This window comes from Cellvibrio sp. KY-GH-1 (genome assembly GCF_008806975.1).
Lineage (GTDB): Bacteria > Pseudomonadota > Gammaproteobacteria > Pseudomonadales > Cellvibrionaceae > Cellvibrio.
This window is the reverse complement of record NZ_CP031728.1, coordinates 2,943,323-2,958,889: the sequence shown is the minus strand read 5'-3', so window position 1 is coordinate 2,958,889 and position 15,567 is coordinate 2,943,323. Positions and strand designations below refer to the sequence as shown.

The 15,567-nt window shown below is 42.3% G+C and carries 17 protein-coding genes; 9 read left to right on the top strand and 8 right to left on the bottom strand.

The genetic code is table 11. From position 1 onward, the window contains the following. Window positions 1–143 precede the first annotated feature (143 nt). The 3 genes from D0C16_RS12740 (at window position 144) to D0C16_RS24030 (ending at window position 2,427) form a co-directional block, all read left to right on the top strand. Window positions 144–521 (top strand): hypothetical protein, encoded by a 378-nt coding sequence (locus D0C16_RS12740; protein ID WP_151032728.1) that lies wholly within the window; start codon window positions 144–146, stop codon window positions 519–521. A gap of 172 nt (window positions 522–693) precedes the next feature. Continuing rightward, on the top strand, window positions 694–1,380 hold the full coding sequence (locus D0C16_RS12735) for a hypothetical protein (protein WP_151032727.1): 687 nt from the start codon (window positions 694–696) through the stop codon (window positions 1,378–1,380). Between the two features lie 651 nt (window positions 1,381–2,031). Then, a complete protein-coding gene (locus D0C16_RS24030; protein ID WP_191968475.1) occupies window positions 2,032–2,427 on the top strand; it encodes a hypothetical protein in 396 nt (131 codons plus the stop codon). Between the two features lie 22 nt (window positions 2,428–2,449). On the opposite strand, the gene D0C16_RS12725 is transcribed toward D0C16_RS24030, so the two are convergent. Beyond that, window positions 2,450–3,658, bottom strand: a complete 1,209-nt coding sequence (locus D0C16_RS12725; protein WP_151031701.1) for an IS256 family transposase — start codon at window positions 3,656–3,658, stop codon at window positions 2,450–2,452. Between the two features lie 594 nt (window positions 3,659–4,252). On the opposite strand from D0C16_RS12725, the gene D0C16_RS12720 reads away from it, so the two are divergent. The 6 genes from D0C16_RS12720 to D0C16_RS12695 all read left to right on the top strand — a co-directional run bounded on the left by D0C16_RS12720 (window position 4,253) and on the right by D0C16_RS12695 (window position 8,523). Further along, on the top strand, window positions 4,253–4,753 hold the full coding sequence (locus tag D0C16_RS12720) for a hypothetical protein (RefSeq protein WP_151032726.1): 501 nt from the start codon (window positions 4,253–4,255) through the stop codon (window positions 4,751–4,753). Window positions 4,754–4,904: 151 nt separating this feature from the next. After that, window positions 4,905–5,615, top strand: coding sequence for a hypothetical protein (locus D0C16_RS12715; protein ID WP_151032725.1), 711 nt, complete (start codon window positions 4,905–4,907; stop codon window positions 5,613–5,615). After that, window positions 5,612–6,043: a hypothetical protein gene (locus D0C16_RS12710; RefSeq protein WP_151032724.1), complete on the top strand. Its 432-nt coding sequence runs from the start codon at window positions 5,612–5,614 to the stop codon at window positions 6,041–6,043. Before D0C16_RS12715 ends, D0C16_RS12710 begins: the two co-directional genes overlap by 4 nt. 58 nt (window positions 6,044–6,101) lie before the next feature. Continuing rightward, window positions 6,102–6,356: a hypothetical protein gene (locus D0C16_RS12705; protein WP_151032723.1), complete on the top strand. Its 255-nt coding sequence runs from the start codon at window positions 6,102–6,104 to the stop codon at window positions 6,354–6,356. A gap of 1,010 nt (window positions 6,357–7,366) precedes the next feature. After that, on the top strand, window positions 7,367–7,756 hold the full coding sequence (locus D0C16_RS12700; protein ID WP_151032722.1) for a hypothetical protein: 390 nt from the start codon (window positions 7,367–7,369) through the stop codon (window positions 7,754–7,756). Window positions 7,757–8,064: 308 nt separating this feature from the next. After that, window positions 8,065–8,523: a hypothetical protein gene (locus D0C16_RS12695; protein ID WP_151032721.1), complete on the top strand. Its 459-nt coding sequence runs from the start codon at window positions 8,065–8,067 to the stop codon at window positions 8,521–8,523. A gap of 380 nt (window positions 8,524–8,903) precedes the next feature. On the opposite strand, the gene D0C16_RS12690 is transcribed toward D0C16_RS12695, so the two are convergent. From D0C16_RS12690 to D0C16_RS12660, 7 genes are all read right to left on the bottom strand, one after another. Further along, window positions 8,904–10,142: a thiolase family protein gene (locus D0C16_RS12690; RefSeq protein WP_151032720.1), complete on the bottom strand. Its 1,239-nt coding sequence runs from the start codon at window positions 10,140–10,142 to the stop codon at window positions 8,904–8,906. 8 nt (window positions 10,143–10,150) lie between these two features. After that, a complete protein-coding gene (locus tag D0C16_RS12685) occupies window positions 10,151–11,281 on the bottom strand; it encodes a radical SAM protein (RefSeq protein WP_151032719.1) in 1,131 nt (376 codons plus the stop codon). A gap of 150 nt (window positions 11,282–11,431) precedes the next feature. Next, window positions 11,432–12,178: a Phenylacetic acid catabolic protein gene (locus D0C16_RS12680; RefSeq protein ID WP_225318662.1), complete on the bottom strand. Its 747-nt coding sequence runs from the start codon at window positions 12,176–12,178 to the stop codon at window positions 11,432–11,434. 64 nt (window positions 12,179–12,242) lie between these two features. Then, window positions 12,243–13,076, bottom strand: a complete 834-nt coding sequence (locus D0C16_RS12675) for a DUF1684 domain-containing protein (RefSeq protein ID WP_151032718.1) — start codon at window positions 13,074–13,076, stop codon at window positions 12,243–12,245. Window position 13,077: 1 nt separating this feature from the next. Next, a complete protein-coding gene (locus tag D0C16_RS12670; protein WP_151032717.1) occupies window positions 13,078–14,454 on the bottom strand; it encodes an MFS transporter in 1,377 nt (458 codons plus the stop codon). Next, complete coding sequence (locus D0C16_RS12665; RefSeq protein ID WP_151032716.1) at window positions 14,447–14,707, bottom strand: hypothetical protein; 261 nt, start codon at window positions 14,705–14,707, stop codon at window positions 14,447–14,449. The genes D0C16_RS12670 and D0C16_RS12665 overlap by 8 nt, the downstream gene beginning before the upstream one ends. Beyond that, window positions 14,697–15,566, bottom strand: a complete 870-nt coding sequence (locus tag D0C16_RS12660; protein ID WP_151032715.1) for a diiron oxygenase — start codon at window positions 15,564–15,566, stop codon at window positions 14,697–14,699. Before D0C16_RS12660 ends, D0C16_RS12665 begins: the two co-directional genes overlap by 11 nt. Between the last annotated feature and the right edge of the window lies 1 nt (window position 15,567).

Sequence of the window (15,567 nt, the reverse complement as noted above, 5' to 3'; positions counted from 1 at the left end):
ACCATCAACGATGAAACCATTAAATCCGGCGCCGCAGAAAAGATGGGTAGTGAGGTTTACGAAGAAATGGGCTTATGGGGCCCGAAAGAAGGTTGGGAAACCAGTGTTAACACCCAGCCGCTGGTTCCTATCGTGCAATTGGTTTGGATCTGCAAGGCGCAAGCCCGGAACAAGCCGCGCGTTTAAAACAACAACTCGAAGCGACCAAAGCGAAACTCGAAAGTGCAGATGATGTGCAGTTAGCCACACTCACCATACACAATCTGGTTGGTGATCTACTTTACGGAACTGTGTTTAACTACTTCGCACTAAATGATTTGCAAGATCAGATCGCTGCACAATGTTCCGCTATTATCAACTATCGCTTGCCCAGCTACGGAACTTTCAGCACCAACCTGGAAACCCAATATTGCAACCTCCATCCATGGAGGTTGTCCTCCGGACCAGCTAAAGCTGTCCAAAATTGCTCCCGGCAATTTTGTGGTTTGGTTTACCGCGCAATGTCACCTTCGGTGGTCTGAGTATGGATATCGACCACATGAAACAACAGCGCAACAGCAAAACCAACAACAAACAGGAATCGATAGCCTTCGGTCAAAGTATTGGTGCACGTATGAGTGCGATGAAAAAACGGTAGGAAAACCGTTTTGCACAGCGAAGCTGCCCGAAGGGTGAGGTACATGGATGTACCGAGTGAACCATTTGGTACCAGAACAAATGTTCTCCACTGAAACAGAAAAAGCACAAGGCATCAGTGCCGTTAAAGCTCTCGCAATTGCATCACAACAAGGTCAAAAAATCTGGACAATCACCAACGATAATTTGAATCTCGCACTCAGTCGAATTAATTTAGGTGCGGATTCTGAAAACGATATTCGCAATGCAATAAATGCCGGAAAGATCGCAACTGCCCACGAAACTCGCATTAATTTTAATGGTTGGGTTGGTGAAGGTTATACGCTGATTGACCCGAATACGGGTGCTGGGGCGTATATGATTTCGGGTGGGGGGAATGGTGCGGACCTATTTGCATTAGGCGCAGCGCTTGGCGCATTGATTCAAATAATTGTTACTGGCTTAACCGATTATGGCCCCTATGCAAGGTTGTTAGCGCTAGGGGGTGTTTCCCTGAGCGTATTATTAGGAGCTATTGCGCTAGTTACGTTGATTATTTTAAGTGTAGCAATCACAATGATCGCAATGTCGGATGACAAGGATAAAGCACTTACTTCCTTCAGAAATGGAATTTTATTCTCGCTTGGAGTTGCACAAGGACATGAAGGTATAACCAAGTGGGGTAAGTTAAATGGGAAAGGGCGGTTTGCTGTAGTTATAGGTGTTCTTAGTTTAATTTTTGCGCTTCAGGATGAATATTTTTAGAGACAAATAGCCATGATTTACATCTTCGCATTGGTGTTAATTTTTATTGGTTTTTTTTCTGATGAAGGAGCAATAAAGTTTTCCTTGCCTAGAAAAAGATTTCAAATTGCGTCGATTTTGATGGGGGGCGTGTTGTTGTGTTTTGAGCTTTTTAGAGGTGTCGTATGAGATGGCGCCAAAGATAAACTTGGACGATAGCGGGTCAGACTCCTTGATCTCTTGAGATTTAACTAAAAACAACAATCCTCAATATTTGTTGTTGCCGCAAAGCCCAACTAGTGAAAGCTGTTTGGGCTTTTTTATGATGGGAAGCTCAGAGTAGTCGAGCTAAAATTTAAGGCTCAAAAATCTACATTCCAATGAGGGGTATATGGCAACGTTGTCGAGGTTGTGCGTGGCAGGGTGCTCACATCACATAATTCAGCGAGGCAAGAACCGGGCTGCGAGTTCTTTTGATGAGAAATAAGCCGCATTTTATTTGCAACAATTGCAAATATCAGAAGAGCAATTTAGTGTTGCGGTTCATACCTTTTTCTTAATGAGCAATCATGTGTAATCGCTGGGTAGTAAATACGTCAAGTACATCAATCTAACGTATCGTCGAACCGCTAACCGTTTTTCTCCGCGAAGCTGCCCGAAGGGTGAGGTACTTTGAGTCTCGCTCTCAGCAGAATTAATTTAGGTACAGACGCTCAAAACGATATTCGCAATGCTGTGTATGCAGGGAAAGTCGCAACTGCTCACGAAGCCAGAATTAATTTTAATGGTTGGGTTGGTGAGGGTTATACGATGATAGATCCGCAGACGGGAGCGGGTGCTTATATGATTGCGGGTGGGGGGAATGGGGCAGTTTTAATGGTTATTGGGTTAGCCGGTATCCTTATGTTGGGTATTTTTGCGCTAGTCTCAGGAGGTGTTGGAGCGCTACTGGCATTTGGGTTGATTAGTGGGTATCTGTCAATTTTTTTTCAGGGATTGGCGATGGTCTTGGCTGGATTAGGCAAAACTGATTTGGCTTCAAAAGTTTACAGTGTAGGGAGCCTGTAAAAAATTCTGTGTAACTGCCAGCTCAACGATAATCCATCAATCGCTCATCAAACACAATCATAAAATGATTGAGCGCTGCTCTCCAATTGCGAATGGGCATAGTCCATTTTTTGGAGGCATCCTGGATTGCCAAGAAAATCACTTTCTTGGCTGATTCATCCGTTGGAAATAATTTGCGCTTTTTGATTGCCTGACGGATTACGCTATTCAGCGATTCAATCGCGTTGGTGGTGTAAATTGCGCGACGAATGTCTTCAGGGTAAGCAAACAAGGTGCGTATATTTTCCCAATGGGTATGCCAGCAGCGACTAATTTGCGGGTACTTTTCATCCCAGCGCGCACCGAGCTGCGCGAGCGCCAGCAGTGCCTCTTCTTCAGTGATGGATTGGTAAATTCGCTTCAGGTCTGCCGTAACGGCTTTGTAGTCCCTCCACGGCACGTATTTCACTGAGTTGCGTACCATGTGTACGATGCACAGTTGAATCTGCGTTTCGGGAAAGGCCGCGTTAATCGCCTCCGGAAACCCTTTTAGCCCGTCAACGCATGCGATCAAAATGTCTCGAACACCGCGATTCTGTAGCTCCGTCAGCACGCCCAGCCAAAATTTTGAGCCTTCATTTTCCGAGAGCCACATGCCTAATAATTCTTTCTGGCCCTCCATGGTAACGCCCAATGCAAGGTAAATGGATTTGTTGATAACCTGCTTATCCTGGCGAATCTTTACCACGATGCAGTCGAGATAAACAATAGGATAAACCGAATCCAGCGGGCGCGATTGCCATTCGACGACCTGCTCAATAACAGCATCTGTCACTTTGGAAATAAGAGTAGCAGAGACGTCTGCACCATACATGTCCTTGAAAGTGGCTACGATTTCGCGGGTGGTCATGCCCTTGGCGTAGAGGCTTAGTATTTTGTCATCCATCGACGTAAAGCGGGTTTGGTGTTTCTTCACCAACTGCGGCTCAAAGCTGCCTTCGCGATCACGCGGCGTTTTGAGCTCCATCTCACCGTCTTCCGTTTTCAGGGTTTTGGTGGTGTAGCCGTTGCGGCTATTGGCAGCACCTGATTTTTGGTGTTTCTCGTAGCCAAGATGGGCATCAAGTTCACCGTTGAGAGCTGCCTCAACGGTGATTTTGGTGAGCATTTGACTGAAGTCGCTCAGGTCTTTCTCAGTCTTCATGTGCTTTGCTGCTTCGCGCGCAAAGGCTTCAAGGTCTTTTTTGTTCATACTGTTTATCCTGCCTATATGAGGTTAATGATAAACAGTTACACAGATTTATTTACAGTCTCCAGTGTAGGATTTACTTTTTTCGGCGGCGCTATCGGGGCGGTGTTGGTCTGGCTTGCTGGATTATTCCCAATTTTGTCCTCGCTAGCAAATCCTGTCCCCTCCGGCATTATTGGTGAGGTGGTTGGTACAGTAACAGCCTTTGCAACTTGCGGAGTTCCGTAAAAATGAACGGTAATTGAAAATTAATTGTTTCTCTTTTTATTCAATATATCTTTGGATTCCTATCAATTTATTTGATTAACTTTTTCTTTCAAGGGAAATTAAGCAGCATTGAAGTGCTAGGTTATGCCACGTTTTCATGGCTCGTAATAATGCTGCCTTTAAATTTTGTCGCCACTAAAAAAAGATAATATACAGCTCAAGAGCTATAGTGTGATTCTGATGTCGTTAGAGGCTTAGATGGAGCTTTGAAATGATAGTCAAAAAATTGATCAAGCTGACGCACTTGAACACTATCGGGGTTATTTAATCGACATCGTCGGCAAATTCACTATTAATGGTGAAACCATCAAGGCTGGTGCCGCCGGGAAAATGGGCGGTGAGCTGTATGAAGAAATGGGCTTATGGAGCCCGAAAGAAGGTTGGGAAACCAGTGTTAACCATCCAACAGCTGGTAGCTATCGCGCTATCGGTTTGGATTTACAAGGCGCAAGCCCTGAACAAGCCGCGCGTTTAAAACAACAACTCGAAGCCACCAAAGCGAAACTCGAAAGTAATAGTGAAGTGCAACTCGCTACACTCATCAAACACAACCTTGTAGGTGATTTGCTGTACGGCACAGTATTTAATTATTTTGCGTTAAATGATTTGCAAGACCAGATCGCTGCGCAAAGTTCCGATATCATCAGCTATCGCTTGCCCAGTTACGGTACCTTCAGTACGAATCTGCACACGCAATATTGCAACTTCCATCCATGGAGGTTGTCCTCCGGACCAGCTAAAGCTGTCCAAAATTGCTCCCGGCAATTTTGTGGTTTGGCTTACCACGCAATGTCACCTTCGGTGGTTTATCGATGGACATCGACCACATGAAATAACAGCGCAACAGTAAAACCAACAACAAACAGGAATCGATAGCCTTCGGTCAAAGTATTGGTGCACGAATGAGTGCCATGAAAAAATAATATGGAAATTATTTTTCACGGCGAAGCTGCCCGAAGGGCGAGGTACATGGATGTACCGAGTGAACCATTTGGTACCAGAACAAATGTTCTCCACTGAAACAGAAAAGGCTCAAGGCATCAGTGCCGTTAAGGCATTGGCAATAGCTAGCCAGCAAGGCCAAAAAATCTGGACAATTACCAACGACAATGTGAATCTCGCCCTCAGTAGAATTAATTTGGGTGCGGAAGCTGAAAACGATATTCGCAATGCGGTGAATGCCGGAAAAATTGCAACTGCCCATGAAACCCGAATTAATTTTAATGGCTGGGTTGGTGAAGGCTATACGCTAATAGATCAGGATACTGGTGCTGGTGTCTACATGATTTCTGGCGGGGGGAATGGGGGAGTGTTGGTAGGTATTGCTCTCGCTCTAGTGCTTGCAATGTTCATCGGCTTTATGTTTATGCTAGGCCCAATTCTCGCTGCAGGTGCAGCTTCTATTGCGGGCTTGGCGTTTGTAACTATGATTGCAATTGCCTCGGTAGTGGGGCTACTCTTAAAGGGGTTCGGAATTATTTTTGAGTCAACGACAGCATGCAAAATTTCAGGCTACTCATATAATGCTGCAATAGGTGGCCTATTTGCGTATTTTTCAAGTTACCGATTAATAAAATCTTTAATTGCTAAAAAAATATCATCGGACGCAATTCTATCTGCATTTTTAACAGTTATTGGTTCTCCGACAGCAGCAAATTTATTAACAGATAGCGTTGTAGGGACGTGCCCATGAAATTAAGCCCTAATTACATTTGTATAGTATGCATTTTTTTAATATTCAAAATACTGAATGTAATTTCTTCAGTAGCCTTGTTCCATTTTTTTGATATTGAATGGAAGTTTTTTTATGGCTGGGAGGTGTTATTTGCATTAATTTTATACTTTTTATCAAGGGCAATCGACTTTAATAAAACTGATTCGATTGTTACAATAATAAACAGATGGCCGTTCAATAGTGTTTTATCTGCTATCCGAGTGGGCAGTGGTGGTGTAGAAGTGATTGGTGGACTCTATTACGGAATAATTGTTTTTCGAGATCGATCAGGTCCCAGAAATCATTTTGAGATTATTCCCTGTGTTTTTTACTCTTCTAATGAATTAAAAATACTGATTGAATTGGTGGGTAGAGTGGATCGAGAGGGAAGCTCCATCGATTCTTAACTAACATATTAGGTTTTCTGTTCTCTGAAGATGTAAAACGATGCAGAGTTGAAATCAAATGAATGAAGAATTTTCAAAAAAAATTAAGAATCCCGTCTATTTAATATGGCTTATAATTCGATCAATAATAGGTTTGAATTGTGCTTTTATTGGATATATTTCACTAAATGAAAGTGGTTTTATCAATTTTATTTTATGGATGTTGTTGGCTGCCCAGTTTTGGCTTGATGGAAGCGTGTTAAAAGGCATAGTTAAAGTTAATAGATTTATTGTCGTTGTCCTGTTGATGATTTTTATTCTCATAACTACATAGTTGGAAAATGTGGCATATAATATTTTAAATATGCAAGACAGAGGCATTTAACCATCCCGCGTCTGGTCGTTACAGAGTAATCGGCTTGGATCTGCAAGGCGTCGACCGGAACAAGCGGCACGTTTAAAACGACAACTCGAAGCGACCAAAGCGAAACTCGAAAGTAATAGTGAAGTGCAACTCGCTACACTCACCAAACACAACCTTGTAGGTGATTTGCTGTACGGCACAGTATTTAATTATTTCGCCTTAAACGACCTTCAAGACCAGATCGCTGCGCAAAGTTCCGATATCATCAACTATCGCTTGCCCAGTTACGGTACCTTCAGTACGAATCTGCACACGCAATATTGCAACTTCCATCCATGGAGGTTGTCCTCCGGACCAGCTAAAGCTGTCCAAAATTGCTCCCGGCAATTTTGTGGTATGGTCTTCCAAGGAATGTCACTTTCGCTGGTCTGAGTATGGATATTGACCACATGAAACAGCACCGCAACAGCAAAACCAACAACAAACAGGAATCGATAGCCTTCGGTCAAAGTATTGGTGCACGTATGAGTGCCATGAAAAAATAATATGGAAATTATTTTTCACGGCGAAGCTGCCCGAAGGGTGAGGTACATGGATGTGCCGAGTGAACCATTTGGTACCAGAACAAATTTTCTCCATTGAAACAGAAGAAGCACAAGGCATCTCAGCGGTAAAGGCATTAACGATTGCATCGGGGCTTTTTAATTCCTACAGTTGTATTAGTAGGCACAGGAAAGCCCGGGGGTGCAGATGGGTGCGGATTAACTTGTGACGATCACTTCACTAATTGTTTGAGTTCCAGCATTCAATCTCAGACTGGCCCGTTGTTTGGTAGTAGTGCTTGCGTTGCTTGTCGAAATCAGTGCGTCCAGAATGGCGGTGTTTGGCCAGACTTTGCGCGGCTGTTCACTGGTCCGGCAAAACGCTGTGACTACTGGGGATTTACTAAATAATTGCTAGCTAATAGCAAGGGGGGTAAATTGTTTGAAAAAAAATTTGACAGGTGGTTGTCGGATTACAAAATTAATTCTCTTTCAGGTGTTGCATTTGATGTGGGTGTAACAATCAAGGATCTTAATGGTTCACCTAATGCTGATGGGGTTAAAACTATTGAAAAATATATTAGAGATTTTTCAAGCTATTGGGATGGTGTGTATTCGAAATTCATTGAATTCAATTCGAAATATTCAAGTGAAGAAATAAAAAAATCGATAAACCCCAAGATTTTTATGTATGCTCCTGCATTAGTAGGAGCGACTACTTATGACTTGATGGTTCTATTTGAATTAAAATCAGATGTAATCCAACATCAAAATTGTACCTTTTGTTATTCTGATGGCAAGCTCGTGTTGAGCGAGCAGCACGTATAAATGAAAATAAAATTTCTAATTTAATTTGTTGTTATTTTCAAGATTTCGGTAGCAACTTTGATGTAGAACAGTTTTCATCTAAAATTGGAATGCCAAAGGGGGGTATTTTTTCCTAAATCGAAATATCCTAAGTCTCGCTCTCCCATTATTGAAGATGGCCATACTTACAAGGATAGTTATGGTGCAATGCCCAATTCTCGTTATGATATTTGTGCTTGCAAAGATGGTTCAATTGCCATTTTTAGAACAAAACAATGCGGCCAAATGAACGCTTTGTGAGAAGTTACTTTGGAAAGATGGAAATAGTCATGCCTAAGCTAATTTATTGCTACTTAAATATTTTTGGCAGCGATTTCGATGCCGCCAGTTTTTCGGTATTGGACGGTGTACCGAAAGGAGATATTGTTCATCAAAAATCCGCAGCTCCAAAGCTACGCTCTCCGATTAAGGCGATGCGGCAGGGAAATGTTGTATCTTGGAAAACGGATAAAAGATACTTCTCTACAAATGACATTGATAATTATGAAATTTTCCATGATTATCTCTATGAGGAGGATTTTTTAATTAGATTTTTAAATGATCATATGAAGTTAAAAGAATTGTTGAAACCCTTTGAAAATGAGACAACTGAAATCTGGCTTGTAGCTATATATGAAGCATCTCTAAACGAAAGGGCATCTGGTATTTATTTAGGAAGTAACTTAATTATGGCGTTGAGTAACTTAAATTGCGCATTTTCAACAGACATTCATTTTTTAGATAACTGATAGTCGCTGAATAGCTTGTTCTGGGTTTGCAGTTACCGGGATCAAGGTGATCAAGGGGGCAGACTCCTTGATTTCTTGATCGTTAACTAAAAGCAACAATCCTCAGTATTTGTTGTTGCCGCAAAGCCCAACTGGTGAAAGCTGTTTGGGCTTTTTTATGATGGTAAGTTTATAGTAATAGCACTAAAAATTAAGGCTCAAAAATCTACATTCCAAGGATATCCTGAGAATCAAGATCAACTTGTGCAATTCGGATATTCCTTCAGGTTTAGTTAATGCTCTATCTGTTTTTTTTAAGCAGTTAGCAGATCACCAATCCATCTAATTGCTTGATTGTTATACTAATGAGTTAGTCACTCTCTTAGTAGGCCAATCAATTATCAGGTTCGCTCTACCAGAGCTGCCATCCCCATGCCGCCACCGATACACATGCTAACTATCCCGAGTTGCATGTCCCGTCGGCGCAGTTCCCGCAAAATGTGGCCGACTTGACGTGCACCTGTCATTCCAAACGGATGCCCCATACTTATTGCTCCACCATTGACATTCAACTTGTCAGCATCTATGCCAAGCTTCAATTGGCAGTACAACGTAGTAGCAGCAAAAGCCTCGTTCATTTCTATTAAATCTATATCTGCCAGGGTCAACTTAAATTGCCGGAGTAACTTTTCTATCGCAAATATAGGACCTGTACCCATTTCTTCCGGAGGGCAACCTGAGGTGGCGTATCCATGAAAAACACCTAAGGTATTGAGAGCCATATCTGCGGCGAATTGATCTGAGGTTAACAGGCAGATAGCGGCACCATCGGTAATTTGTGAGGAGTTTCCCGCCGTAACAGATCCATTCTCTTCAAATGATGGTGCGAGCTCCGCTAAACCTTTTAATGTCGTATTGGGCCTATTACATTCATCCTGGGAAACAGTTTCGTATTTAATAACAGGATTGCCATCTACATCCAGTTTTTTTGACATCACAGGAACATTCACACTAATAATTTCTTGTTCAAATAAACCAAGCGCTTGCGCATTTGCAATTCTTTGTTGGCTCATTAAAGAATATTCATCTTGCATTGATCGTGATATGCCATATTTTCTTGCTACAACTTCTGCTGTTTTTCCCATTGACGTGAAAACATTTTTTATAAACTCACCCGTGTTTTCATCGGTGTCCATACCTAAATACATCCCGGGTGCGTCTTGCTTTATACGGGGATTGTATAGCTTTCGCGTATTAATATATTTCAGCGTCGTTGAAATAGATTCAACACCACCCGCAATAATAGATTGAGCGCCTCCTGCCGCTATCTGCGTTGCCGCAACCGAAACCGCTTGAAGCCCGGAGGCACAGTAGCGATTTACGGTCGTTCCGGCAACGCGATGGGACATTCGCGAAAGTACAGCGATATTTCTCCCTAAATTCATTCCCTGTGCCCCTTCAGGAAATGCGCACCCAATAATACAATCATCAATATGATGCGGATCTATATCAGGATTTCTGGCCAGAAGCATATCAATACAGTTCGCGGCCAAATCATCGGGACGAGTGTCTCGCAGCGCTCCGCGAAACGACTTTGTGATTCCTGTTCTTAGGCTGTCTACTATTACTGCCTTAGCCATAACGTCTCCTAAAAAACAGCATCAGATGTAATAAAGTTATTGTATGTGGGCGTAACCAATGCGCGATCTATATCATCGGCATCCGTATCAAATTTTTTAATCCAGGAAAACTGGGCCCAGTAGCTCTCTGCTATACCTATCCATGTTTTTAGCATCTCCGGTTCCCCACGAAATTTCGCCATGCTCATGAGTAACCAGCTGAACACCGCTTGACTGTCCTGGCAACTATCGCAATGCCCTGATGTACAACACAAGTTGATAGTTTCCAGATCGGCAGCCCACGCGTTAAATCCGGGCAGCACCGGATTGCCATTTTTGATCCTCTCCTGGTTATCAGGATGATCCACACTGATGCTAGGGCAAACCTCATAGGAAAATTTATCCCAATGGGTTTTTCCAGTGACAATGGAATTGATGTAATAGGGATGGCTTAATACCGTTTTTGGATACAGGTTTTTGACTCGTAGGGCTTCGTTTAGAAGCGCATCGCGATCTTTCTGGTACAAAGGGTCTGCGGAATCGTATTTACTGTAGAAGTTAAACGTGACGCGATTACCATTGTCGTGTATTTTTCTTACAGTTTCCTCAATGTAATCTATGCCATCCTCGGTTATTGCAAAAATAAAACAGGCGCGCGGATCATCACAATAGTTTTCGAGTGCTGTATCAAATAAGCCAGTGAAAGTAGATTTATTAGGTTTGATCGCCCGCAGTTCATCATCCAGCTTTCCACCTCCAAACAAACTGATCAACACTGCCACACTTTCAAATCCTTTAATGGGCATCTTTTTCAAACCATTTGTTGAAACAGTAACGTTGTCCATAATTTCGGTGAACAACTTTACCCGGTCTGGAAACAGGGTTGGCTCCCCTCCGATAATTAACGCAGAGTTGATCCCACGCGCTCTTTCTTTTAATAGAAATTGCTCCAGCCTCTGTAGATCTGTAACTTCTTTTGATTTTTTATCAAAATCATATTCAAAAAACCAACAGCCTTTACATCGAATATTGCATGCGTTGGTGATGAGATATTCAGATACCCGAACATTTTTCGATATATCTCGAATCCGCAGGTATCGTCTAAGGTAGTCGGTATCACCATCCAGGAGTTTGAGTATTGCCAAATCAGATTTTTTCATTTCACAATTCCTTTAGCGGGATTATTTTCTGGCAAGCAAGAGGTGAACGGACGGTTTGATGTAGCATATGTTGCCTGGTAATGCATAACACCAAAACGTCAAATAAACATTCACCATGAAAATTGAAATATTTTATCTATTAATATGAAATTACAAAAATTTCCTATCTTTAAAATCGTCCGGAATTTGCAATCCCAACTTCTCCAGTTTTGGCTTGGTAATATCCATGAAGCGTTGACGAGCCTCTTCATTAGAGTACTGTCTCAAACCCCATTTAATGTATTCTTTGGAACGTTTTGATTCTGACTTTCCAAACATATCCAAGGTGGTAGGCCACCAGCGCTCAAGTGCGATTTGAATCTCTCGCTTTCCTTCTTCTGTTGCACACATGTCCCTGGCAATTCGATATCCGTGTGCCACATGCACTTTTTCCTCCTTAATTACACCCACACACATTTCAGCGATAGGTTTGTAACTGCTTTGCTCCATTTCATAAAGCATTTCCAGAACAGCTGCCTCACCTAAAAAGGAGAACAATGCGCGCTCCGCCCAATTATTAATATGTTGAACGGCTTCGGTGGCGAACAAATTTCGCTCTTCTAATTTTTGATCCAGCATATAACTTGTGTCGACCCCTATATCTGACAACACTTTCGCGCCTTTTATGTAGTGATCCGCCTCTTCGGCAGCTCGCTCACAACACACTTTCTTTTCATTGGCATCATTGGTCATAGGGTAAAAAATATGAATATAATCATCAGCACCTGAAAGCTCGCCTTCCGTATGCACCATCATTTGACGAATCACCAAATTTTGATACTCCTCTGGCATATCGAAAAACTCTTTAGGGCCTGCAACGGAAATTTTTGTTAATTCAGGTTCAAGTGCGAAAGACATAGTTTTCTCCTTTTTGATTGAAATGAACGTTAATTGAGACAGGGTAATAAAGCGTAATGGATAATTATCCGAAGGAATTGTATGGCTTCAATTCACCGGCCTCTACTGCAAAGGGCAAGCTATTATTTGCCGGAGGAAGAGGGCAGGTAGCAGCTTCAGTAAATGCGCAAGGCGGAGAAATAGATCTATTAAAATCTATGGTAAGCGCCGAAACTTTTTCATCCCATAGGTCAAAGGGAATAAATAAAAATCGACCACCACCATAAGAATAATCCCCGTTGGTCTTATCCTTGAAAATAACAAATAGTTGGTTCGCATTGCCTTGTTTAATTACTTCCAATTGGTATTCGTTTCCATTGAAATTGAAACGCAGGTAACCAGGGTTGGATAGCTCATAAGTTCCGCCGAGCGCCAATGATATCGGCATAGTCTTGTCGTGCGGATGCGCAACAAATGTTGCCGGTAACCGAAAAGACTCAGTTTCCGGATACCACTGTAAGGGAGGAAATTGCGTAATTTTTTTTTGGCGACTATCTCGTACTCTCACCGCGAATTTTCCAGATCGACGCAGCAATTCGATACTGATTGAATCGATTCGAATAATACTCGGACTACCACTTTCATCCGAATAAAGCTCACCCTCGCTAAAAGGATGATTGTTTACTGTCACTGATGCGCACGATGTCTCGGCAAAAACTCTGGTTTCATTTGACAGATGAAAGGTTATGCAAAACTGGGTTGAGGACTCTATATGAATATCACATTCTGCAGTTGACCCAATGCGAGTTCTTTCATTTTCTAACCAATATAATCCAACCACGCTAAGCCAACCGTGAGGTGTTCGCAAGGAAGCTTCACGCTGTTGCCGGAAATTCATAAATTCATCGAATACAGTCATATCACTTTCCTCCGGCCAGTTCTGCCGAATTTGCGTACATAGAGTTGATGACTTTGAAAATCAACAATGCGAATAGAGGCATAATTGATAGGCCTATACCTATCATCACTATGCCGGTGATTTGATAACCGGACAGGAGAATCCCCCCCGCAATACTCGCGCAACCCGATGCAATATTTACCAGGACATCATTGAGCCCTTGCACTTTTCCTGGATTTGAAAGGCCTTTTGTAAAATCAGTGAGAATTACGTTGGAAGAAATAAAGCAGAAGTTCCATCCAAGCCCAAGCAAGAAAAGTGATGCAGTCACGACGGCCATTTGCGTACTTGCAGCGATTAACAAATAGGAGCCAGTCAGAATGCATGCGCCGGCGCTGATTACAAACCGACGCCCGACTTTGTCTGAGAGCCAGCCAGCGATATAAGAAGTGCCATACATGCCGACAAAGAAAATCGACAAAATAATTGATATCACTTCGTTAGAGAAACCGAGGTTCTTCATGTAAATAGGAGAAACCGCCATCAATAAAACACGCGACGCTTGTGTTGCTATCACGCATATCATTGCAATGCTGATATTCAGCGTGGAATTTTGTTGCGCGCCGACAGGTTGGCGCCCCCCGCCTTGTGTTACAGGTTGAAGCAACGGAGTAAAAAGGAGCGCGCGCGGGATACTAAACTTTAATAAAGGAAATCCGCTTATATAACAACAAAAGGCTACAATAAACGGAGCCGATAATTGCCCCTCCACTTTTTCAAATAGGTTGCTCATTGCACTGGCAATCAACGGTGCGGCAATTGCACCTATTGTTGCACCAGTCATTACGAACGAAAATGCTTTTCCACGTTCTTGTGGGGCAGTCATTTCGATCGCAGAAAACCGACTCATAAAAATTGCACAGGTGGCCGTACCTATCCCAAGTAAACCAAGGATCATGCAGGCAATTAATCCTGTATACAAAGAGGTAATACAGAGAATTGCCCCTACAAGGCCGGACCAGGATGCTAAATGGAGTAATTGCCCATAACCACATTTGTCCTTCCATACAGCGAAAGGAATGGAAGCTACCGCCGACACACCCAACACTAGTGCGACGGGAATCCCTGCCCAAGTAGAATTGCCGTCCGACAGATGAACGATTGCAATCGCACCTGCAGAAATCACAATGCCAGTACCCGCAGATGCTATAGCCTGGAAAATTGATAAGGAAAGATAAACTTTTCCAGGGATCGACTCCGCATCCTTTAATACTTGACATGATTCATTTCTACGATACCCCGTTCGATAGAGCTCGCGAATTGATTGCAATATCCATGGAATTATCATGAGTCTCAATAAGACAGTGATAAATGTGGATCCCACTTTAGAGTTATTCATCGAATGACTCACTCATTGCTGGCGAAAAGAATTGATTAATAATGGTGTCAATTGTTTTAAAGTTTTCAGGGACAATGAATTCCTGTTCAATACGATGGCCAACCAGCTTTTCAATAAGCATTAGAAAATTCACGAATTGCAATGAATCCAGAACGCCAGTTGCCAGGATGTCCTGATTATCTTCAACCGAAGTCACTGCGTTGTTTTTGTTCATAAGCCAGGTTTTAATTTGCGTTTTAATTTCATGCGACATAGTTATTCTCCTCGCTGTTATCTACCAGGGTCCATAAATTATTTAATTTTGATCTGGCGCGCTTGGTTATGATGTTGTGAATTTGAACTCTCCCCGGGTGGCAAATAAGCTTTTCCCGAAGCTCATAGGGCTCCGCGAATCCAACCCGTTGATAAACATCCGGGTTATAAAAGCCTTGCAGTGAGATTTGGATATAATTGTCGATATGTCTAATCATATTTTTAAGCGTGCAGGTATCAACAGTTTTCAAATTCACTAATAACTCTTCTGCTATTTTCCATCCAATCGCTATATGTCCAACTTCATCCAGATGATGCCGCTCGTGGATTGCTCGAACAAATGTTGGAATGCTATGATTTTTAATGGTGTTTGCGTTAAAAAAATCCCCGATCTCTTCAAATATCAATATCCGCAAGAATGCCAATAGTCGTTCCAGATCGGGCGAAAATTTAGAAGGCATCTCAAATTTCCGGCTAGGAAATACTCCACCGTCATAGCGACGGCAAAATTCTGAAAAGAACCACATGTGTTTATTTTCTTCATCTATAAAATGAATCAAATATTCTTTCATATGCGCAAGATCAGGACGAAAGCAATTTTTTAGGATGGTTTGCAGTAAATCGCTTTCACCATGCGCAAAGATCGAGAAAAGGTTTATCGTCTCTAATTGGCTTAGATGTATCTTTTGATGCTCGGATGCTTCATTGGAAATTTCTGTGTTATGTATAGTCAGGAGATCACCGCCCAACCAGAAATTGTCATTGGGTAGCGTTTCCGGCCATTCAAATATTTCGTAAACGTTATAGAAATTATCCTTAGACCTATCAGCTAGCTTATTAGCTAATTTAGCGCTGTTCATA

Bases quoted from the DNA above. Each gene is read 5' to 3' on its own strand.
- D0C16_RS12725 (WP_151031701.1), bottom strand. From the start codon at position 3,658: ATGAACAAAAAAGACCTTGAAGCCTTTGCGCGCGAAGCAGCAAAGCAC.
- D0C16_RS12720 (WP_151032726.1), top strand. From the start codon at position 4,253: ATGGGCGGTGAGCTGTATGAAGAAATGGGCTTATGGAGCCCGAAAGAA.
- D0C16_RS12710 (WP_151032724.1), top strand. From the start codon at position 5,612: ATGAAATTAAGCCCTAATTACATTTGTATAGTATGCATTTTTTTAATA.
- D0C16_RS12705 (WP_151032723.1), top strand. From the start codon at position 6,102: ATGAATGAAGAATTTTCAAAAAAAATTAAGAATCCCGTCTATTTAATA.
- D0C16_RS12695 (WP_151032721.1), top strand. From the start codon at position 8,065: ATGCCTAAGCTAATTTATTGCTACTTAAATATTTTTGGCAGCGATTTC.
- D0C16_RS12690 (WP_151032720.1), bottom strand. From the start codon at position 10,142: ATGGCTAAGGCAGTAATAGTAGACAGCCTAAGAACAGGAATCACAAAG.
- D0C16_RS12685 (WP_151032719.1), bottom strand. From the start codon at position 11,281: ATGAAAAAATCTGATTTGGCAATACTCAAACTCCTGGATGGTGATACC.
- D0C16_RS12680 (WP_225318662.1), bottom strand. From the start codon at position 12,178: ATGTCTTTCGCACTTGAACCTGAATTAACAAAAATTTCCGTTGCAGGC.
- D0C16_RS12675 (WP_151032718.1), bottom strand. From the start codon at position 13,076: ATGACTGTATTCGATGAATTTATGAATTTCCGGCAACAGCGTGAAGCT.
- D0C16_RS12670 (WP_151032717.1), bottom strand. From the start codon at position 14,454: ATGAATAACTCTAAAGTGGGATCCACATTTATCACTGTCTTATTGAGA.
- D0C16_RS12665 (WP_151032716.1), bottom strand. From the start codon at position 14,707: ATGTCGCATGAAATTAAAACGCAAATTAAAACCTGGCTTATGAACAAA.
- D0C16_RS12660 (WP_151032715.1), bottom strand. From the start codon at position 15,566: ATGAACAGCGCTAAATTAGCTAATAAGCTAGCTGATAGGTCTAAGGAT.